The 19,006-nt window shown below is 73.0% G+C and carries 16 protein-coding genes; all 16 read right to left on the bottom strand.

The window, feature by feature from the left end; genetic code table 11:
* Window positions 1-2 precede the first annotated feature (2 nt).
* The gene (locus F9278_RS26585) at window positions 3-668 is read right to left on the bottom strand and encodes a response regulator (RefSeq protein WP_152170557.1); all 666 of its coding nucleotides are present in this window, start codon (window positions 666-668) and stop codon (window positions 3-5) included.
* A complete protein-coding gene (locus F9278_RS26580; RefSeq protein WP_193241646.1) occupies window positions 665-2,014 on the bottom strand; it encodes a sensor histidine kinase in 1,350 nt (449 codons plus the stop codon). The genes F9278_RS26585 and F9278_RS26580 overlap by 4 nt, the downstream gene beginning before the upstream one ends.
* Before the next feature lie 124 nt (window positions 2,015-2,138).
* Window positions 2,139-2,813, bottom strand: a complete 675-nt coding sequence (locus tag F9278_RS26575; RefSeq protein WP_152170556.1) for a response regulator — start codon at window positions 2,811-2,813, stop codon at window positions 2,139-2,141.
* A complete protein-coding gene (locus tag F9278_RS26570; protein ID WP_226966964.1) occupies window positions 2,810-4,255 on the bottom strand; it encodes a sensor histidine kinase in 1,446 nt (481 codons plus the stop codon). The genes F9278_RS26575 and F9278_RS26570 overlap by 4 nt, the downstream gene beginning before the upstream one ends.
* Before the next feature lie 10 nt (window positions 4,256-4,265).
* Window positions 4,266-5,456, bottom strand: a complete 1,191-nt coding sequence (locus F9278_RS26565) for an acyltransferase family protein (RefSeq protein ID WP_152174146.1) — start codon at window positions 5,454-5,456, stop codon at window positions 4,266-4,268.
* A gap of 193 nt (window positions 5,457-5,649) precedes the next feature.
* The gene (locus tag F9278_RS26560; protein ID WP_226966963.1) at window positions 5,650-6,789 is read right to left on the bottom strand and encodes an alpha/beta hydrolase; all 1,140 of its coding nucleotides are present in this window, start codon (window positions 6,787-6,789) and stop codon (window positions 5,650-5,652) included.
* Between the two features lie 205 nt (window positions 6,790-6,994).
* A complete protein-coding gene (locus tag F9278_RS26555) occupies window positions 6,995-7,903 on the bottom strand; it encodes an alpha/beta hydrolase (RefSeq protein ID WP_152170554.1) in 909 nt (302 codons plus the stop codon).
* A gap of 413 nt (window positions 7,904-8,316) precedes the next feature.
* The gene (locus tag F9278_RS26550) at window positions 8,317-9,615 is read right to left on the bottom strand and encodes a kynureninase (protein ID WP_152174144.1); all 1,299 of its coding nucleotides are present in this window, start codon (window positions 9,613-9,615) and stop codon (window positions 8,317-8,319) included.
* 70 nt (window positions 9,616-9,685) lie between these two features.
* Complete coding sequence (locus F9278_RS26545; RefSeq protein ID WP_152170553.1) at window positions 9,686-10,531, bottom strand: tryptophan 2,3-dioxygenase family protein; 846 nt, start codon at window positions 10,529-10,531, stop codon at window positions 9,686-9,688.
* Window positions 10,532-10,684: 153 nt separating this feature from the next.
* Window positions 10,685-11,098 carry a DUF3151 domain-containing protein gene (locus tag F9278_RS26540; RefSeq protein WP_152170552.1) on the bottom strand — a complete coding sequence of 138 codons (414 nt, stop codon included), beginning with the start codon at window positions 11,096-11,098 and terminating at the stop codon, window positions 10,685-10,687.
* A gap of 229 nt (window positions 11,099-11,327) precedes the next feature.
* On the bottom strand, window positions 11,328-12,797 hold the full coding sequence (locus tag F9278_RS26535; protein ID WP_152170551.1) for an MFS transporter: 1,470 nt from the start codon (window positions 12,795-12,797) through the stop codon (window positions 11,328-11,330).
* 352 nt (window positions 12,798-13,149) lie between these two features.
* Window positions 13,150-14,172 carry a class II fructose-bisphosphate aldolase gene (gene fbaA / locus F9278_RS26530; protein ID WP_152170550.1) on the bottom strand — a complete coding sequence of 341 codons (1,023 nt, stop codon included), beginning with the start codon at window positions 14,170-14,172 and terminating at the stop codon, window positions 13,150-13,152.
* 167 nt (window positions 14,173-14,339) lie between these two features.
* The gene (gene pyrE / locus F9278_RS26525; protein ID WP_152170549.1) at window positions 14,340-14,894 is read right to left on the bottom strand and encodes an orotate phosphoribosyltransferase; all 555 of its coding nucleotides are present in this window, start codon (window positions 14,892-14,894) and stop codon (window positions 14,340-14,342) included.
* A 42-nt stretch (window positions 14,895-14,936) separates the two neighbouring features.
* Complete coding sequence (locus F9278_RS26520) at window positions 14,937-15,749, bottom strand: aldose epimerase family protein (RefSeq protein WP_152170548.1); 813 nt, start codon at window positions 15,747-15,749, stop codon at window positions 14,937-14,939.
* A 475-nt stretch (window positions 15,750-16,224) separates the two neighbouring features.
* On the bottom strand, window positions 16,225-17,061 hold the full coding sequence (locus F9278_RS26515) for an SRPBCC family protein (RefSeq protein ID WP_193241644.1): 837 nt from the start codon (window positions 17,059-17,061) through the stop codon (window positions 16,225-16,227).
* 121 nt (window positions 17,062-17,182) lie between these two features.
* Window positions 17,183-18,817 carry a polyamine aminopropyltransferase gene (locus F9278_RS26510; RefSeq protein WP_152170546.1) on the bottom strand — a complete coding sequence of 545 codons (1,635 nt, stop codon included), beginning with the start codon at window positions 18,815-18,817 and terminating at the stop codon, window positions 17,183-17,185.
* Window positions 18,818-19,006: the final 189 nt, after the last annotated feature.

The following is a 19,006-nucleotide window of genomic DNA, read 5'->3' as shown; positions in this document are numbered from 1 at the left end:
CCTCAGGCGGGCGTGACCAGTCTCGCCTCGTACGCGAACACCGCCGCCTGGGTGCGGTCCCGCAGGCCCAGCTTGACCAGGATCCGGCTCACATGGGTCTTGATCGTGGACTCGGCGACCACCAGCCGCTCGGCTATCTCCGAGTTGGACAGTCCCTGGGCGATCAGCACCAGGACCTCGGTCTCACGGTCGGTGAGTTCGCCGTACGCCAGCTGGGTGGCCGCCGACGGGCGGGGGGCCTGCGCCAGCTTGGAGAACTCCGTGATCAGACGCTTGGTGACGGACGGCGCGAGCAGTGCCTCACCGGCGGCCACCACCCGTACCCCGTCGGCCAGTTGCCGCGCGGAGGCGTCCTTCAGGAGAAAGCCGGACGCTCCCGCGCGCAGCGCCTGGTACACGTACTCGTCCAGGTCGAACGTGGTCAGCACCAGCACCTTCGCCCCGCCGCCCGACGCCACGATCTCCCGGGTGGCCTCGATGCCGTTCAGCTCGGGCATCCGGATGTCCATCAGGACGACATCCGGCGACAGCTCCCGGACCCGGTCGACCGCGTCCCGGCCGTTCACCGCCTCGCCGACCACCTCGATGTCCGGCATCGCGCCGAGCAGCACGGAGAAGCCCTCGCGGACCATCATCTGGTCGTCGGCGATCAGTACACGGATCGTCATGCGTCGCCCTCGCTCGCGCCGACCACCGGCAGGAACACCGTCACCTCATAGCCTCCGTCCTCCGTGTCGCCCGTCGTCATCTCGCCGTTCAGCATGGTGACCCGCTCGCGCATCCCGGTGAGGCCGTGGCCCGTGCCATGGGTGGACTTCACCAGCCTCACCTCCGGCGACGGGTCGTTGACTATGCGCAGGCCCAGCCCGCCCAGGACGTAGCCGATCTCCACACGGGCCGTCGCGCCGGGTGCGTGCCGCAGGGTGTTGCTGAGGGCCTCCTGCACTATCCGGTACGCCGACAGCTCCACGCCCTGCGGGAGTTCACGGACGGCGCCGGTGACCACCTTGTCGACCGTGAGGCCGGCCTCGCGCACATTGGCGAGCAGGCCGTCGAGGTCGGCGAGGGTGGGCTGCGGGGCGTCCGGGGCCTCGTAGTCCTCGGCGCGGACCACCCCGAGGACGCGGCGCAGCTCGGTGAGCGCGGCCACCGCGTTCTCCCGGATCGTGGCGAAGGCCTGCTCCAGCTCCGGCGGCGGGTTCTCCACGCGGTAGGGCGCGGCCTCGGCCTGGATGGCGACCACCGACATGTGGTGGGCGACCACGTCGTGCAGCTCGCGGGCGATCGTGGTGCGCTCCTCCAGCAGGGTCCGCTTGGAACGCTCGTGCTCGGTCACCGTCTGCTGAGCGGTCACCTCGCGCTGCGCGGTGCGGCGTATGGTCAGCGCGGAGGCGGCCAGCAGGGACATCGCGGAGACGACCAGCAGCGGGCCCGTGTTCGACGCGTAGTGCCCGGCGCCGAGGATGCCCTCGACGACGATGCCGTAGGCCGCGGTCAGTGCCCACATCCAGGCGGCTATGCGCGGCCGGGTCCGCAGCGCGACGACCGTCATCACCACGAGCTGGGCCGCGAAGCTGCCGGGCGCCCACGGCCAGTCGCTCCACATGTCACTGAACGCGGCGGTGAACGGGGTCGCCGCCATGGAGACCCAGAAGGCCCCCACGGGCCGGATCAGCGTCAGCAGGATCGGGCAGAGGGCGAGGAGGGCCACCAGCAGCCCACCCAGGTCACCGGCGCCCTCGCTGGACGAGGCCGCGATGGCCGCCGCGAACAGGCCGGCCGCGACGACGGTCGCGTGCGGGGTCCAGGCGACGTACTCGCGGAGGCGGCCGGAGAGGCGGCCGGTGAACATGCCGTCCATCCTCAAGGGCGGCAGCGGTCGGTAGGCGAACGCGTCGTGGAACAGGTCCTGCCGCAGCCTGCGCCACGCGTCCATCGCCACTTGGAACTCCGGGCTGCTCGGCCTGCCCCCGCCGCGCGAGGGCATCGTCTGCGTCTGGGTCGTCTCGGTCACAGGGAAAACGGTAGGCGGCGGGCCGGGTCGGCGTCGTCACCAGTGAGGAGGGTCTGTCCGGGTCCGTCTCAGGTACTACGGGTACGGGAAGGGAAGCGGACACGGGTGCGCGGACGGCCCTTCATCAGTAGCCCGTGGGGCGGACCAGGCCCGACTCGTAGGCGAAGACGGCCGCCTGGGTGCGGTCGCGCAGGCCCAGTTTGACCAGGATGCGGCCCACATGGGTCTTCACGGTCTGCTCGGCGACGACGAGGCGCTGGGCGATCTCGGCGTTGGACAGGCCCTGCGCGATCAGGCTGAGCACCTCCGTCTCCCGCTCGGTCAGATCGCCGACGCGGGCCTTGAGAGGGGCGCGGGGTGTGGTGCCGAGGCGGGAGAACTCGGCGATGAGGCGGCGGGTGATCCCGGGTGCGAGCAGGGCGTCGCCCGCCGCGACGACCCGTACCGCCTCGGCGAGCTGGTCGGCGGAGGCGTCCTTCAGGAGGAAACCGGACGCTCCCGCGCGCAGCGCCTCGTAGACGTACTCGTCGAGGTCGAAGGTGGTGAGGACGAGGACTCTGATGTGGGGGTGCTCGGTGGTGATCCGCCGGGTGGCCTCGATGCCGCCCAGTTCGGGCATGCGGATGTCCATCAGGACGACGTCCGGGGCGAGTGCGCCGACCTTGTCGATCGCGTCGAGGCCGTGCACCGCCTGGCCGACGACGTCGATGTCGGGCTGGGTGTTGAGCAGCACCGAGAAGCCCTGCCGGACCATCTGCTGGTCGTCGGCGATCAGTACGCGGATGGCGCTGCTGGTCATGGACTCGTTTCTCCTGTCGTGTCCGGTGCGGGCCCCGAGGGGTCGTCGCCGGGGTCGCCGTCGCGGGGGAGGAAGGCCACGACGGCGAAGCCGCCGTGGGAGGTCTCGGTCGCCATGAGGGTGCCACCGAGCATCGCGGCCCGCTCACGCATCCCGAGGAGCCCGTGGCCGGTGCCGGGCGAGGGCGGGGCCCTGCGGGCGGGACGGGAGTTGATCACCCGTACCTGCAGACCGCGTGGGAAGTGGGTCAGCTCCACCCGGACGGTGGCCCCGGGCGCATGCCGCAGCGCGTTGCTCAGCGCCTCCTGCACTATCCGGTACGCCGACAGCTCCACACCCGGCGACAGCGGGCTCACCTCCCCGTGGATCTCGGCGACGACCTCCAGACCGGCCGCGCGGGTGTTGTCGATGAGCGCGTCGAGCCGGTCCAGGGTGGGCTGCGGGGCGTGCGGGGCGGTGCCCTCGGCGGCGGGCGCCATGCCGTGCCGGTCGTCGGGGCCGGCGTCCGACGGGTTCTCGGAGCGCAGTACGCCAAGGACACGGCGGAGTTCGGTGAGGGCGTCCAGCGCGTTCTGCCGGATGCCGTGCAGGTTCTCCCGCAGTTCCTCGGAGGGGTTCTCCACCAGGTGCGGGGCGACCTGGGCCTGGATCGAGATCACCGACATGTGGTGCGCGACCACGTCGTGCAGCTCGCGCGCGATACGGCTGCGCTCCTCCAGCAGGGTGCGGCGGGCGCGCTCCTCGGCGGTGATGCTCGCCTGCGCGACGAGCTGGGTACGGGCCTCCCGACGGCCGCGCATGGCACTGCCGAGAAGGACGGCACCGACGAACAGGGCCAGGGCCAGCGGGCTCGTCGACGCGTACTCGTGGGAGCCGGCGAGGCTCTGGAGGGCGAACGTGCCCAGCGTGGTCAGCACCAGCACCTCGATCACCACGCGGTTGGGCAGGCGCAGCGCGAGGAGGAACAGGATGATCGCGTGGGCCACCAGCCCCATCGGGCTCCATGGCCACGGCACGTCGTTGTCGATCGTGCCGTGCGGCAGCGGGCTGCCGAGGCCCGCGGTGACGCCGGTGCCGTCCGGGCCCTGGGGGCGGGAGCCGGTGTCGGTCTGCTCGGTGAAGAGCCGGGCCCGGACGCCGAGGGCCACCACGGTGGTGACGACCATGGAGGCCCACCACGCCGGTACCGGCCACCAGAGGGCGAGCGCCACGGCCGCCGCCTGCGCCAGCGAGCACAACAGCGTGTACTCCCCGCCCAGTTGATAGCGGTCGTCCATCTGGTCGATGTTGCCGAGCATCGTGATGAACGCGAGGACGACGACCAGGCCGTGCGGAAGTCTGCGCAGCCGTGCGGAGGGTGGCAGCGGGTGGGCCTTGGCGCTCCACAGGTCCTCGCGCAGCAGCCGTAGCCTTCTGGTCAGCCGCTCCTCCACCGCACTCATTCGCAACACCCTAGGCATGGCGCACCGCTTGGGCCGACGAGTTGGGCGGTTGGGGGGAGGTTCGGGGCCGTGGCTCCCGGGAGGCTCCGCGCGGACGGCGGTTCTCGTAGCCGTGGAACGCGGACCGGCAGAGCAGGAGCGCGAGGGTGAAGACCGGCAGCCAGCCGACGCGGGCCGCCACCCAGGCCGGACTGTCGGGGAGGGTGTGCAGACCGGGGAGGCGGCCCGCCGCCAGGCCGGTGGCGGTCGTCGCCATCATCGCCGTCTGGTGCCACAGGAAGACGGTCATCGCCGACAGGTTGACCAACGCCACCGCCGCCCAGGCCATCGGCCGGCGGCGCAGCGCACGGCGGAGGGGGCCCCGCAGGAGGAGGGCAAGGCCGCACTGGGCCAGGCCGAAGGTGACGGCGGCCAGGGTGGGTGGGTTCAGGTTGGAGATCCGCGCGCCGGGGACGCCGACCATCGACGCCGGGTAGCCGACCCAGAGAATCAGGGCCGCCGTCGCCACCGTGCCCGACACCAGCAGGGTCCAGCCCGCGCGGAGGCGTTCCAGCTCGCCTCGGGTCCAGGCCGCGCCCAGGGTGTACGGGACCAGCCAGCCCGCGGCCACGTTGATCCAGCCGAGGGCCTGGGGGCCGCCCAGGCCGAAGCGGATGAGGTCCAGATGGAGGACGACGGCCAGGGGCCAGAGCGGGTTGAGGCGGGTCAGGAGAGGGGTTGCCGCGGTCAGCGCCGCGAAGACCAGGAGGAACCACAGCGGGGACAGGGCCAGCTTCAGAAGGGTGTGGACCGTCTCCATGCGGGTGCCCGTGGCCAGGAGGGTGAGCGTGATCGCCGTCCACAGGGTCAGGAGGGCGGCGACCGGGAGGAACAGGCGGGTCAGGCGGGTGCGGAGCCAGTGGGTGTACGGGGTGCCCTGGGCCTGGGCCGAGGTGTGGCTCTTCGTGGCCACGTGGCCGCCGACCAGGAAGAACACGGCGAGGGTCTGGAACAGCCAGGAGATGGGGGCGAGTCGGGGCAGGTGCTGGAGGGGGCTGGTGGTGTGGAGGGTGGTGCCGTCGGCGACCAGGGCGGTGACCAGCCAGTGGCCCAGGATTATGCCGAGTATCGCGAGGGCGCGGAGGGCGTCCACGGCGCGGTCTCGGTGGGGTGGGGTGGCGGTGTTGATGTGGTGGACGGCTCGGTGGACGGCTCGGCGGATGGGTGTGAGGGGGGATCGGGGGCGGGGCGGTTGTGGGGTCGGTGCGGGTGCGTCGGGGTACGTCCGGTCTTCGGCCGGATTCGTTTTCCCACCCGCACCACCCGTGCGGGAAGCGTTGTCGGGTGCGAGTGGCCCCCGTGGGGGTCGACCGCCGTCGGCGACCGCGGCTCCGTCGCCCGTCGGGGCGTGGTGGTCAGGCATCGGAGGGCTCCGGAGGGGTGCCTCGGGCTATGCGGGCGAGGTTCTTGAGGGCGGTCGAGTCGGGGGTGAAGTAGTCGCTGTGGCCGGCGGGGCCCGCGGGGAAGACATGGGCGCCGAAGGAGGGGGACGTGGGGTCGGGGCCGAAGCCGACGGTGGTGCCGAAGAGGTCGGCTCGGGTGTGGGGGACCATGCCGATCCAGTCCTCCGTGCCCCGGGCCGCCCAGACGCGGGCGGAGGTGTGCAGGGCCGCCGCGCTGTCCGCGCCCGTGCCGGGGCTGCCGATCAGGACCAGGTCGTCGATGTCGTCGAGACCGGTGGCCGCGCGGGCGCAGACGACCGAGCCGTAGGAGTGGCAGAGGAGGGTGACGCCGGTCGAGTCGCCCACCAGGCCCCGTAGTTCACGGACGAACGCGCGCAGATGGGGCGCCGCCCCGTCCGCTCGGGTGGGCGTGAGGACCGTCGTGCTGATGGTGCCGGGCGTTTCGTAGCCGAGCCAGGCGATCACCACCGTGTCCGGGCCCGTCCGGTCGTGCAGGGCAGCCGCGGCCTCGTGGAAACGGTCGTAGGTGTCCAGGCTGGTGTCCGAGCCCGGGACCAGGATCGCTATGTGGTCGGCCGTCAGCAGATCGCCCAGGACCTCCACGGTGCGGCCGGGGCCCCGGCCGTCGAACGTCAGGAGCTGTCGGGCGGGTGCCGCCAGCCACCGGTCCGTCGCGGCTCGGCTCCGGTCCCCGTGGGCGTCGGCCATACGGGACGCCTCCGCGGCGTTCGCGCGGTTGGCCTCGTACGTCGACCGGAGTGTCGTCGGGGTCGGCGGGGCGAGCGATGCCGGGGGCGGGGCCGGGATCCGGGGGCGGGCCGCGGCGGAGACCGGGACGATCACGGCCGTCGCCACGAGGAGCGCGAGGAACGTGCGGCGCAGGCGGGCCGACCAGGAGGTTCGGAACGAAGGAGTGAGGAATGGAGGAGTGAGGAGCGGAGGAGTGAGGAACGGCGGGGTGAAGAACGGAAGGGTGAGGAGCGGAGGGGTGAAGAACGGCGGGGTGAGAAACAGACCGGTTCGAGGTGGTGCCGAAGGGCTCGGTTCCCTGGGTGGGTGGAGGTTCGCCTCCGGGCATGTCGCGGCCCCCATGTCATCCGCCCCTTCCCGTCCCCGCCGCCCGTCCGTCGGGCCGCTCTGGGAAGGAAGTTATGGATCAGGAGGCATCGTCTGCGTCCCGCCAGGGAGCTCACCTGGGAGGTAGCTCTCAGGTACTACGGGTATCGGTGGGGAGGAGCGGGACGAGGGTGGGGTTAGGCGCGGGGACGCGGGTGGGGGCAGGCGCGAGGAGCGCCGTTCACCAGGCCAGTTGCGCGATTTCCTCCAGCACCACCGCGCACGCGTCCGCCGCCGGGTCGATGAGGGGGAAGTGGCCCACGTCCTCCAGCAGGGTCAGGCCCACGACCTCGCCCGCCTTGGCCGCGGCGTCGGCGTACGCCTCGGCGACGGCCTGGGGGACGACGATGTCGGAGCGGCCCTGTACGAGGGTGGTGGCGATGCCGGTCGGGAGGAGCAGCGCCGGGTCGGCGTAGGGGCGGCGGTCGGTGAACTTGTCCTGGCCGCCCAGGAGTTGGACGGCCGCACCGTCGCAGACGCCCAGCTTCCCGGCCATGGCGAAGTCGGCGATGGGGGCCAGGGCGACGACGCCTCGGAGGGGCGCGGGGCCGGAGGTGCGCCACGGGGAGTCGGGCGGGAGGACGTGGCGGGCCGCGGCCCACAGGGCGAGGTGGCCGCCCGCGGAGTGGCCGGTGAGGACCGTACGGCGGGGGTCCGCCTGGGGCAGTGCCCGGCGTACGAGGTCCGGCAGGGCGTCGAGGGCGGCGGCGATGTCGTCGAACGTCTCCGGCCAGCGGCCCGCGAGCGGGGCGGGGGTGCCGGCGGGGCCGGGCTGGGCGGGGAGGGAACTGCCGCGCCGGTACTCGATGTTGGCCACCGCGAAACCGTGGCGGGCGAGGAAGTCGGCGAAGGGGGTGATGTGGTGGCGGTCGTAGGAGGCGCGCCAGGCTCCGCCGTGCACGATCGCGACGACGGGGGCGGTGCCTGTTGCCGTGTCCCCGGCCGTGTCGGGGGTGCGCGGGGCGTAGAAGTCGATCACCTGGTCGGGGTGATCGCCGTAGGTGACCGTGGTGTCGGGGGTGACCGGTGGGTGGGAGAAGGCGGATGCCTCTTCGGCGGCATCGCGGAGTGCGGCGTCGTCGTCGGGCATGCGCCAACCTCTCGGGTGAAACGGATTTGGAAGGGTTTGGGTGGGCGGGTGCCGGGGAAAGGGGCGCCTGCCGTTGGCGGGGACGGTATCAGGCCCGTGACGTGCGCTGACACCGGGATGTGACGGCGGGTCAGGGAGGGTGGTGGGGTTGGTGGCGGGGAGCGGGGTCGGGGTGGGCCGGGGTGGGAGCGACGCCCTCCGCCCGGGTTGGGCGGAGGGCGGTTTCGCTCACCGGCGCTTGCCGGGTGCCGCTGCGCCCACCCGTGCCGCCCCTGGCGGCACGATTGCCCGCGGTCAAAGCGGACCGGGCGGGCAGCCATGACGGACCGGCCGCCCGCAGTGGAAGCGGACCAGGACGGCCGTTGAGGCGGACCAGGACGGCAGTTGAGGCGGACCGGGGCGGGCCGGGGCCGCTACCCCATCGACTTCAGTGTCTCGCCCAGTACCCGGGCCGCTCGTTCCGCGTCCGTGAAGGTGACGTAGAGCGGGGTGAAGCCGAAGCGGAGGACGTCGGGGTGGCGGAAGTCGCCGATGACGCCCTGGTGGATGAGGGCCTTCATGACGTCGCCGGCGTCGTCGCAGCGGAGCGCGACCTGGCTGCCGCGTTCCGCGTGGGCGGTCGGGGTCAGGGACTCGACCCGGCCCTCGGGGACGTACGCCGCCACACAGCGCAGGAAGAAGTCCGTCAGGGCGAGGGACTTGGCGCGTACCGACTCGATCGTCACCGCGGTCCCGTCGGCGGAGCCGCCCCCGGGCCCCCCGGGCCCCCCAGGACCCCCGGGACCGCCGTCCCGGCCCCCGTACCAGACGTCGAGTGCCGCCTCCAGGGCCAGCATCGAAAGGATGTCCGGCGTGCCGACCCGGCCCCGCGCCGCGCCCGGTGCGGGGGCGTACGCCGGGGCCATGGCGAACGGGTCGGTGTGGGAGGTCCAGCCCGGGAGGGGCGAGTCGAAACGGGGCTGGAGGTCGCGGCGGACGTAGAGGTACGCCGGGGAACCGGGGCCGCCGTTGAGGTACTTGTAGGTGCAGCCGACCGCCAGGTCGACCCCGTGGGCGTCGAGGCCGACGGGGAGCGCGCCCGCGCTGTGGCAGAGGTCCCAGACGGCGTACGCCCCCGCCTCGTGGATCGCCGCCGTCAGTCCGGGGAGGTCGTGGAGGCGGCCCGTGCGGTAGTCGACGTGGTTGAGGAGGACGGCGGCCGTACGGTCGCTCAGGGCGGCCGGGACCTCGGACGGGGTCACGGGGCGCAGGGTGCGGCCGGTCATGCGGGCCGCGGACTCGGCGATGTAGCCGTCCGTCGGGAACGTCGTCGCGTCGACCAGGATCTCGTCACGGCGGCCCTCGCCCCGCTCCTGCCCCTCCTGCCCCTCCTCCGCCATCCGGACCGCCGCCACGACCGCCTTGAAGACGTTGACGCTCGTGGAGTCGCCGACCACGATCTGGCCGGGTGCCGCGCCCACCAGCGGGGCGATACGGTCGCCGATCCGCTCGGGCGCCGTCCACCAGCCGCTCTCGTCCCAGGAACGGATGCGCAGTTCGCCCCACTCGCGGTACACGACGTCGGTGAGCCGTCCGGGGACGGACACCGGCAGGGCGCCGAGCGAGTTGCCGTCGAGGTACACGGCGTCGTCGAGGACGAAGCGGGCGCGCAGGCCGGACAGTTCGTCGGCCGCGTCCAACTCCCTTGCCAGGGAGGCCAGTGCGGTGCCCATCAAGGTGGGGTTCGAGGTGAGGTTCGAGGTGAGGTTCGAGGTGAGGTTCGAGGTGAGGTTCGAGGTGGGATCAGACATGGGAGCGCGCCGTCCACAGCTCGGGGAAGACGTTCTTCCGGGCCCGCTTCTCCAGCCAGGCGACACCGGCGGAGCCGCCCGTGCCGGCCTTGGCGCCCATCGCGCGGCGGGTGGCGACCAGATGGTCGTTGCGCCAGCGCCAGACGAGTTCGGCGACATCGGTCAACGCCTCGCCGAGACGGGCGAGTTCATGGTCCGGGTCGCCGGAGTACAGCTCGGTCCACGCCTCCTCGACCTCGGGGGACGGCTCGTAGCGCTGGGAGACGTCACGGCGTACGACGGAGTCGGGGATCGCGTGGCCGCGGCGGGCCAGGAGCCGCAGGACCTCGTCGTAGAGGCTCGGCTCGTGCAGCGCCTTCTCCAGTTCGGCGTGGACGCGCGGGGCGCCCCGGTGCGGGACGAGCATGGAGGCGGACTTCTCGCCTAGCAGGAACTCCATCCGGCGGTACATCGCGGACTGGAAGCCGGAGCCCTCGCCGAGGGCGGCACGGTAGGCGTTGAACTGGCCGGGGGTGAGCTGGCCGAGGGGCTTCCAGGAGGCGTTCAGGGCCTCCAGCTCGCGGACGGAACGCTTCAGCGCGTCCTTCGCCCTCGCCACGTCGTCATTGCGGATCGCGGTGGTCGCGGTCTCCCACTCGTGGACGATGACGGTGAACCACAGCTCCATGACCTGGGTCGTCACCAGGAAGACCATCTCTCCGGGGTCGTCGGAGAGGGGGTGCTGGAGGTGGGTGAGGACGTCCGCCTGGACGTAGTCCTCGTACGGGGTCGTTCCCTGGAAGTCGAGATGCGGGGTCTCGGGCTCCGAAGCCTCGTGGGGCTGAGCCGGAAGGGACATCGCTGTCTCCTGTTGTGTACTCCGGGTAGCGGTCCGCCCCTGCCGAATTCCGACACGGGGGCCCCGGTCCCCACACGCATGTTCGGTCATACCCCCCGGTACCGCAAGGTCCGCCTGGTCACACCAGGCGGACCCGCACGAACATCCCTCCGGTCAGCCGAGCGTCTGCGCCGCCGTCGGGGAGGAGTCCTTCAGGAACTGGGAGCAGCGCGCGTACTCCTCCTGCTCGCCGATGTCACCGGCGGCACGGGCGAGGGCGTGCAGGGCGCGCAGGAAGCCGCGGTTCGGCTCGTGCTCCCAGGGGACGGGGCCGTGGCCCTTCCAGCCGTTGCGGCGCAGCGAGTCGAGGCCGCGGTGGTAGCCCGTACGGGCGTAGGCGTACGACTCCACGACGCTGCCCCGCTCGTACGCCTCGTCGGCGAGCTGGGCCCAGGCGAGGGAGGAGGTGGGGTACTTGGCGGCGACGTCGGCGGGGGCGGTGCCGTTCGCGAGGAGTTCGCGGGGTTCCGGGTCGTCGGGGAGGTGCGTCGGGGGCGGGCCCCCGAGGAGGTTCTCGTGAATCGTCATGGGTTCCAGTCTGGCGCATGGGCGGGGGCCGGGGGTGCGTGGGCAGGCGCGGGCCCGGTGAGGCTCCTCGCGCGGTTCCCCGCGCCCCTGGAAAGCACGGGGTGAGCCCGGGTCCAAGGGGCGCGGGGAACCGCGCGACCAGCCCCCACACACCCGCACCCGACTACGCACCCCACCTACGCCACCCCACCTACGCCACCCCACTACGCCACCCGCCTACGCACCACGCCTACGCACCCCGAGGCCGCTCCCCCTCCAGCGGCGGAGCCGTCACGCAGCCGTGGGTGCGGCATTCGGGGTGGCTGCAGTCGGGCGCGGGGCGGCGGACGGTGGCGTAGGCGAGGGCGGAGGCGGTGAGGAGGGCGATCGCGCAGGCCACCATGGCCGTGTCGAAGGCGCTGTCGAACTGGGTGGGCGAGCGGTACGTCTCCGGGCCCATGCCCGCGATCAGCGGCAGCGCGGCCACCGCCAGGAGGCCCGCCGCTCGGGCGGCGGCGTTGTTGATGCCGCTGGCGAGACCCGCGTGGTCGGTGGTGACCGAGGCGAGGACCGTGGCGGTCAGCGGCGCCACGAGGGAGACCATGCCGAGGCCCATCACCAGGAGGGCGGGCAGGACGTCCCGCACGTACGAGGCGTCGGGGCCCACCCGCAGCATCAGCAGGACGCCCGCCGTGCACAGCAGCGGGCCGATCGTGAGGGGGATACGGGGGCCGACGCGTTCGCCGAGGGCGCCCGCGCGGGCGGAGAGCAGCAGCATCAGGACGGTGATGGGGAGCAGGGCCGTACCGGCGCCGAGGGCCGAGTAGCCGGAGACCACCTGGAGCTGGAGCGCGGCGAGGAAGAAGAAGCCGCCGAAGGCCGCGTACACGAACAGGGTGACGATGTTGACCGCCGTGAACTGGCGGGACGCGAAGATCTCCGGCGGCATCATGGGGTCGGGGCGGCGGCGCTCGACCTGGACGAACGCCACCGCCGTCGCCACTCCGGCGAGCGCGGTGACCGCGACCGCGAGGGTGCCCGCTCTGGCCTCGATCAGCGCGTACGTGATGAACGCGAGAGACGCGGCGCCGAGTACGGCGCCCAGGATGTCGAAACCCCTGTCGTGGCTACGACCTCCCCCAGCCGACTCCGGTACGTGGCGGAGGGCGACGGGGACGCAGAGGAGGGCCAGGGGGACGTTCAGGAGGAAGACCCAGCGCCAGCCGGGGCCGTCCACCAGCCAGCCGCCCAGGAACGGACCGACGGCCGCGCCTATGCCGCCGAAGCCGGACCACAGGCCCACCGCCTTCGCCCGGTCGTCGGGGTGGAAGGACGCCTGGATGAGGGCGAGGGAGCCGGGGGTGAGGAGGGCGCCGCCGACGCCCTGCAGGGCTCGGGCGGCGATCAGTACGCCGCCGCCCGGGGCGATGCCGCAGAGGAGGGAGGCGGCGGCGAACCAGACCACGCCCACGACGAACACCTTGCGGCGGCCGAAGCGGTCGCCGAGGGCGCCGCCGAGGAGGATGAGGCCGGCGAGGGTGAGTGTGTAGGCGTTGACGATCCACTGGAGGCTGGCGAGGTCGGCGTCCAGGTCGAGGCCGATGCGAGGGAGGGCGACGTTGACGACCGTCGAGTCCAGCATGGCCATGCTGGAGCCGAGCACGGTGGTCAGGAGGATCCACCTGCCCTGGGGGGAGGCGAGGCGTATGTCGGCGGCCATGGACGGATCATCCCGCGTGGGGGGCCGTCGGGCCAGGTGTGCGGGTGGGTGTGCCCCGGGGCCGAGCGGTGTGTGCCCCGGGCTGTGGGGCTGAGCGGGGCGGATGCCGGCCGGGCGGGGGCGCGCCCCGGCGCTCACGGGGTGCCGCCTGCGCCCACCTCCACCCTCGGCTTCGCTCGATCGAGCGGGAGGTGCCCCCATCGCCCCCAGCGGCACGGCTGCCCGCAGTGGGGGGGGGACGGCAGCCGGGGCGGCCTCCCCGAACACGGCTGCCCGCCGCTGACCGGTAAAGGGCAGCGGCGGGCAGTCGCGGTGGAGACGGCCGGCCGGGCGGCCGGGGCGGCCGGGGCGGTTACTTGATCTTCGTGCCCGCCGAGCGCAGGTTGCCGCAGGCCTCGACGACTCGGGCGGCCATGGAGGCCTCCGCGAGCTTGCCCCAGGTGCGGGGGTCGTAGGTCTTCTTGTTGCCGACCTCGCCGTCGACCTTGAGCACGCCGTCGTAGTTCTGGAACATGTGGGCCGCGACGGGGCGCGTGAAGGCGTACTGGGTGTCGGTGTCGATGTTCATCTTGACGACGCCGTTCTCCAGGGCCGTACGGATCTCGTCCTCCGTCGAGCCGGAGCCGCCGTGGAAGACGAAGTCGAACGGGGACTCCTTGCCGAAGCGGGAGGCCACGCCGTCGTTGAGCTGCTTGAGGAGGTCGGGGCGCAGGACGACGTTGCCCGGCTTGTAGACGCCGTGGACGTTGCCGAAGGACGCGGCGAGCAGGTAGCGGCCCTTCTCGCCCAGGCCCAGCGCCTCGGCCGTACGGATCGCGTCGTCGACCGTCGTGTAGAGGGAGTCGTTGATCTCGTGCGAGACGCCGTCCTCCTCGCCACCGGTCGGGGTGATCTCGACCTCAAGGATGATCTTCGCGGCGGCGGCGCGGGCGAGCAGTTCCTGCGCGATGGAGAGGTTGTCGGCGAGGGTCTCGGCCGAGCCGTCCCACATGTGGGACTGGAACAGCGGGTTGCGGCCGGCCTTGACCCGCTCCTCCGACACCGCGATCAGCGGACGTACGTAGCCGTCCAGCTTGTCCTTCGGGCAGTGGTCGGTGTGCAGCGCGACCGTGACGGGGTACTTCTCGGCCACGATGTGCGCGAACTCGGCCAGGGCGACGGAGCCCGTCACCATGTCCTTGCTGTACTGACCGCCCAGGAACTCGGCACCGCCGGTCGAGATCTGGACGATGCCGTCGCTCTCCGCCTCCGCGAAGCCCCGCAGCGCGGCGTGCAGCGTCTGGGTCGAGGTCACGTTGATGGCCGGGTAGGCGAACTTGCCTGCCTTCGCCCGGTCGAGCATCTCGTTGTAGACCTCGGGGGTTGCGATGGGCATGGTCCGCTCCTTGTATGTGCGGGTGGCGTTGTGCTTACGAGCCCTGACCTAGGGTTGCGACATCATCGTCGGCCCCATCCTTCCAGACGGGACCGGATGCTCCGGCCAGGGTGTCCAGAACTGTTCGGTAACCCCTGACCTTGGTGTTTCCGTCCGGCGAGCCGACCTCAGTCGAGGCCCAGTTCGTCCTTCGAGAACGCGAACCGGTACGGGACCCCGGCGCCCTGCTCGATCTTCTCGGCGGCGCCGGTCGCGCGGTCGACGATGGTGGCGACGGCGACGACCTCGGCCCCGGCCGCGCGCACGGCCTCGACGGCGGTCAGCGGGGAGCCGCCGGTGGTGGAGGTGTCCTCGACGACGACGACCCGGCGGCCGGCGATGTCCGGTCCCTCCACCTGACGCTGCATACCGTGCGCCTTGGCCGCCTTACGGACGACGAACGCGTCCAGCCGCTTGCCCCGCGCGGCAGCCGCGTGCAGCATCGAGGCGGCGACCGGGTCGGCGCCCATCGTGAGACCGCCGACCGCGTCGAAGTCGAGGTCGGCGGTCAGGTCGAGCAGCACCTGCCCGACCAGCGGGGCGGCCTCCCCGTCGAGGGTGACGCGGCGCAGGTCGACGTAGTAGTCCGCCTCCAGACCCGACGACAGGGTCACCTTGCCGTGCACCACGGCCTTGTCCTTGATCTGCCGCAGCAGAGATCCACGTACGTCCACGTCAGTCATGGCAGCCAGCTTAAAGGGCCCCTATAAGCCCCCATACCCGGCCTACAGGCGGCGCCAGCTCCAGGTCGTGGTCGCCTCCAGCGGGTCGATGGGGGTGACGAGGCGGGGGTGCGTGTTCAGGCCGTTGGGCGGCCCGGTCTGCGGCTCGACGCAGACGGCCTCCGCCTGCTCGTCGTAGACGACGACCCACTCCTCCCGGGAGGCGACCTTCAACTCCAGGCGTTCCGGCCAGGTGAGGGTGACGTCGACGCCGTCGGGCATGCCGAAGCAGTCGTCCCAGGGGCCGGGCTCGGGGTCGACGCGGTTGCCGGTGGGCAGGTGGTCGGCGCCGCGCTCCTCCTGCCAGGCGGGCGTGAAGTCGATCCTCACGTCCGCGTCCGCGTCGGCGTCCGCGCCGCCGCCGTCCAGATTGCGGTTGAACCAGGGGTGCCAGCCGATCTGGGCCGGGAAGGACGAGTCGTACGCCTCCACGGACATGGTGAGGGTGAGGCTGTCCGGGGTGAGGGTGAACGCCTGGGTGACACGGCCGGGGTAGGGCCAGGGGTCGACCAGGTCGTAGGTGAGGACGGCCTCGGTGGCGCCGTGGCTCGCGACGCGCCAGGCGGCCTCGCGGGTGGTGCCGTGGATGGCGTGGGGCGGGGCGTTGAGGGGCATCTGCCGGACGCTGCCGCCGTCGCGGAACCGGCCGTCCCGGACGCGTCCGCACCACGGCACCATCGGGAAGCAGCCGAACCGCTCGCCCTGGCGCAGCAGTTCGACGCCGCCGACCCGGAGCCCCGCCACCCGGCCGCCGTTCCCCGGCGCCAGCCCCACCTCCGCGTCACCCGCGGCCAACATGATCAGTTCGCTACTCACCCCTCGACCCTACTGGCCCACCCCAGGGGGGAGTTGCCGAAACCACGCCGCCTGTGGCCGGCCGATGGTGGTGGGCGGCGTTGGGGCGGCGGCGGACGGCCACGGGCTGCGATCAGCGGACGGCGGTGGTCGGCCACGGGCGTCGGTCAGCGAGCGGCGGCGGTCAGAGGACGGCGGCGGGCGGCAGCGGTTAGCAGCCAGCGGTTAGCGGCCAGCGGCAGACGGCGGCAGTCAGCGGACGGCCACGGGGTGCGGTCAGCGGCGGTCAGCCGTCAGCGGATGGCGGCGGGCGGCAGACGGCGGCAGTCAGCGGACGGCCACGGGGTGCGGTCAGCGGCGGTCAGCCGTCAGCGGACGGCCACGGGGTGCGGTCAGCGGCGGTCAGCCGTCAGCGGACGGCGGCGGGCGGCAGTCGGCGGCGGTTGCCTCAACGGCCTCCTCAGCGACCTCCTCGACGGCTTGCTCAACGACTTCCTCAGCGGCGCTTGCGCAAGGCTCGGGTCACGATGATGGCTGAGGCGACGGCTAGGGCGGCGGCGGGGGCCGCCCAGCGGAGGGTGGCGGTCGCGGAGCCGGTCTCGGGGGCCGGGACCGGGGCGTACCGGCCGCGCGGCGGGGCGTGGTCGACCTCCTCCGCGCTGCGGCCGATCATCGTCCGCCGTGCGTGCGCGGCCTCCGCGGGCGGCTCGCTCCCGGCGACGAAGTCCCCGTCGGCGTAGGGGTCCAGCGCCGACGGCGGAACGTCGGCCTCGAAGAGGGAGCCCGAGGACTCGTCCCCCGCGCTCTCCTCGGCCGCCTGCCCCGCCTCCGCCGACTCGTCAACGGCTCCACCGCTCTCCACCTCACCCTCGCTCTCCCGCTCGGCCTCGGCCTGAGGCGTCCGCTCCGGCTCCGGTGGTGTCGCCAGATTCTCCGCGAACCTTCCCAGCAGTCGGGTCAGGGCCGAGGCGACCGAGTCGGAGGGGAGTTCGGTGATACGGCCGTCGGCGGTGGCGGTGCCGGTGTACGTGAGGGTGGTGCCCTCGGGCGCCGGAGCGAGGCGGAGGGTGAGGGCGAGTTTCACGGTGCCGGTGCCCCGGACCTCGGCGGCGTCGCCCTCCACGGCGTACGAACCGTCGTCCTGGTCGGTGACGCGGAGGGCGCCGCGATAGGTGATGGTGTGGCCCGCGACCCGTACCTTCAGGCGCCCGGCGACGGGTGGGGTGCCCGCCTCCTGCTGGAGCCCGGGGACCGCTCGGGCCACCCGCTCGGGGTCGGACAGCGCCTCCCGGAGGCGGCCGACGGGAACCGGAACGAACACCTCATGCTCCATGGGAGCCGAGCCTACCCAGGTGGCACCGCCCCGCACCCGTACATACGCGTACTCGCGCATTCCCGCTCTTATTTCCGCTACGGCCCCGCACGGCCCCGCACGGCCCCGGGGCCCCCACGGCTCAGTCGGCGTACCTCGGGTGGACGAGGGTCGACGGGGGCAGGTCGCGTACGCCGTCGGTGGCGGTGAGGCGCGCGGCGCCGGAGCCGAGGTCCGGCGCGGCGGGGTGGCCCGCCCCGGGCCGGGTCGCCAGGACGAAGCCCCAGTCGTGGGGCGCGCGGGAGGTGTGGGCCGTACGGTCGGGGCCGGTGACGAAGCCGGGGTCGGCGGAGACGACCCGGTACGGCGTGGTGCGCAGCCCCGTGGCCCGGACGGTGGCGTCGACCGTCCAGAACACCTGCCGCCGGGACGACACGGGCCCCGCGTGCACGACCATGCGACCGTCCGGGGCCAGCACCTCACGGGCCAGGCCGTAGAACTCCTGCGAGTAGAGCTTCGTGCTCGCCGTGATCCCGGGGTCGGGCAGATCGGAGATCACGACGTCGTACGGCAGCGTCGGGCGGGCGACGCGCAGCCAGGCGAAGGAGTCCTCCGTGTGGACGCGGACCCGGTCGTCGTCGTAGGCGTGGCCGTTGAGCGCGGAGAGCGCGGGGTCGGTGCGGGCCAGTCGCACCACGCCCGGGTCGATCTCGACGACGTCCACCCGGCGTACGCCGTCGTGGCGGAGCACCTCGCGGGCGGCGAGGCCGTCACCGCCGCCGAGGACGAGGACGCGGGCGTGCGGGCCGGCGTCGACGGCGGGGTGGACGAGGGCCCGGTGGTAGCGGTGTTCGTCGCGTCCGCTGATGCGCAGCCGCCCGTCGAGGAAGAGGGAGAGCGGGCGCCCGTCCCGGCCGCCGGTGAGGACGACCTCCTGGTGGCCGGTCTGCAGCGCGACCCGGACGTCCTTGCCGTACACCGCGCGCCGGGCGGCGCGTTCGAAGTCGTCGACGTGTACGGCGGCGGTGGCGAGGAGGCCGAGGACGGCGAGGTTGGTGGTCAGCAGCAGCCAGCGGTCGCGGCGGCTGAGGTCGTGGCGGAACAGTCCGAGGACGAGGGCGCCGCCGACGAGGGCGTTGACCGTGCCGGTGAGCAGGGCGCCGGTCAGCTGGCCGAGCCAGGGCAGGAGGAGGAAGGGGAAGGCGAGGCCGCCGACGAGGGCGCCCACATAGTCGGCGGCGAACAGGTCGGCGACCGCGCCGCCCGCGTCCTGGCGGCGGATGCGCTGGATCAGCTCCATCAGCAGGGGGACCTCGGCGCCGATGAGCAGCCCGATGGCCAGGGAGAACGCGACCAGGAGATAGCGGGAGCCGCTGGCCCACATGCCGCCCCAGTCGCCGGTCCAGGCGAACGCCGCGTACAGCGCGAGGGCGCTGCAGCCGCCGACCAGGGCGAGGGCGGCCTCGATGGCGCCGAAGCCGAGGGCCGCGCGGGGGCGGAGGCGTTTGGCGAGGAGGGAGCCGATGCCCATGGCGAAGACCATGACGGAGAGGACGACCGAGGCCTGGGTGACGGAGTCGCCGATCAAGTACGAGGCGAGGGCGACGAGTTCGAGTTCGTACACGAGTCCGCAGGCGGCGCAGACGAAGACGCCGGCGAGGACGAGGAAGCGGCCGATTCCGGGGCGGACGGGCAGCCACGCCTGGGTACCCGGGCCGCCGTGGCCCCGCCAGGGGGGAGGGGCGCCGGGGGGTGCGGGGGCGTGCGGCTCGATCACTCCTCGCACGCTACCGTCACGGTCACGCTCCGTTGGGTCACCCACACGGGTGGTCTGCGACGCTGCGCCGGGAGCGGGGTGCCTAATAGCTCGGGGGTTCGGGTGCGTCGGCGGGTGCGGGTCCGGTGGGGGCTGGCCGCGCAGTTCCCCGCGCCCCTGAAAGACCAGGCCCCCTCGGCCCTGAGAGGC

Source organism: Streptomyces phaeolivaceus (assembly GCF_009184865.1).
GTDB lineage: Bacteria > Actinomycetota > Actinomycetes > Streptomycetales > Streptomycetaceae > Streptomyces > Streptomyces phaeolivaceus.
This window is presented reverse-complemented; position numbering and strand designations above follow the sequence as displayed.

Coding starts and splice junctions, on each gene's coding strand:
- F9278_RS26585 (WP_152170557.1), bottom strand. CDS start 668: ATGACGATCCGTGTACTGATCGCCGACGACCAGATGATGGTCCGCGAG.
- F9278_RS26575 (WP_152170556.1), bottom strand. CDS start 2,813: ATGACCAGCAGCGCCATCCGCGTACTGATCGCCGACGACCAGCAGATG.
- F9278_RS26570 (WP_226966964.1), bottom strand. CDS start 4,255: ATGAGTGCGGTGGAGGAGCGGCTGACCAGAAGGCTACGGCTGCTGCGC.
- F9278_RS26560 (WP_226966963.1), bottom strand. CDS start 6,789: ATGGGGGCCGCGACATGCCCGGAGGCGAACCTCCACCCACCCAGGGAA.
- F9278_RS26555 (WP_152170554.1), bottom strand. CDS start 7,903: ATGCCCGACGACGACGCCGCACTCCGCGATGCCGCCGAAGAGGCATCC.
- F9278_RS26550 (WP_152174144.1), bottom strand. CDS start 9,615: ATGGGCACCGCACTGGCCTCCCTGGCAAGGGAGTTGGACGCGGCCGAC.
- F9278_RS26545 (WP_152170553.1), bottom strand. CDS start 10,531: ATGTCCCTTCCGGCTCAGCCCCACGAGGCTTCGGAGCCCGAGACCCCG.
- F9278_RS26540 (WP_152170552.1), bottom strand. CDS start 11,098: ATGACGATTCACGAGAACCTCCTCGGGGGCCCGCCCCCGACGCACCTC.
- F9278_RS26535 (WP_152170551.1), bottom strand. CDS start 12,797: ATGGCCGCCGACATACGCCTCGCCTCCCCCCAGGGCAGGTGGATCCTC.
- fbaA (WP_152170550.1), bottom strand. CDS start 14,172: ATGCCCATCGCAACCCCCGAGGTCTACAACGAGATGCTCGACCGGGCG.
- pyrE (WP_152170549.1), bottom strand. CDS start 14,894: ATGACTGACGTGGACGTACGTGGATCTCTGCTGCGGCAGATCAAGGAC.
- F9278_RS26515 (WP_193241644.1), bottom strand. CDS start 17,061: ATGGAGCATGAGGTGTTCGTTCCGGTTCCCGTCGGCCGCCTCCGGGAG.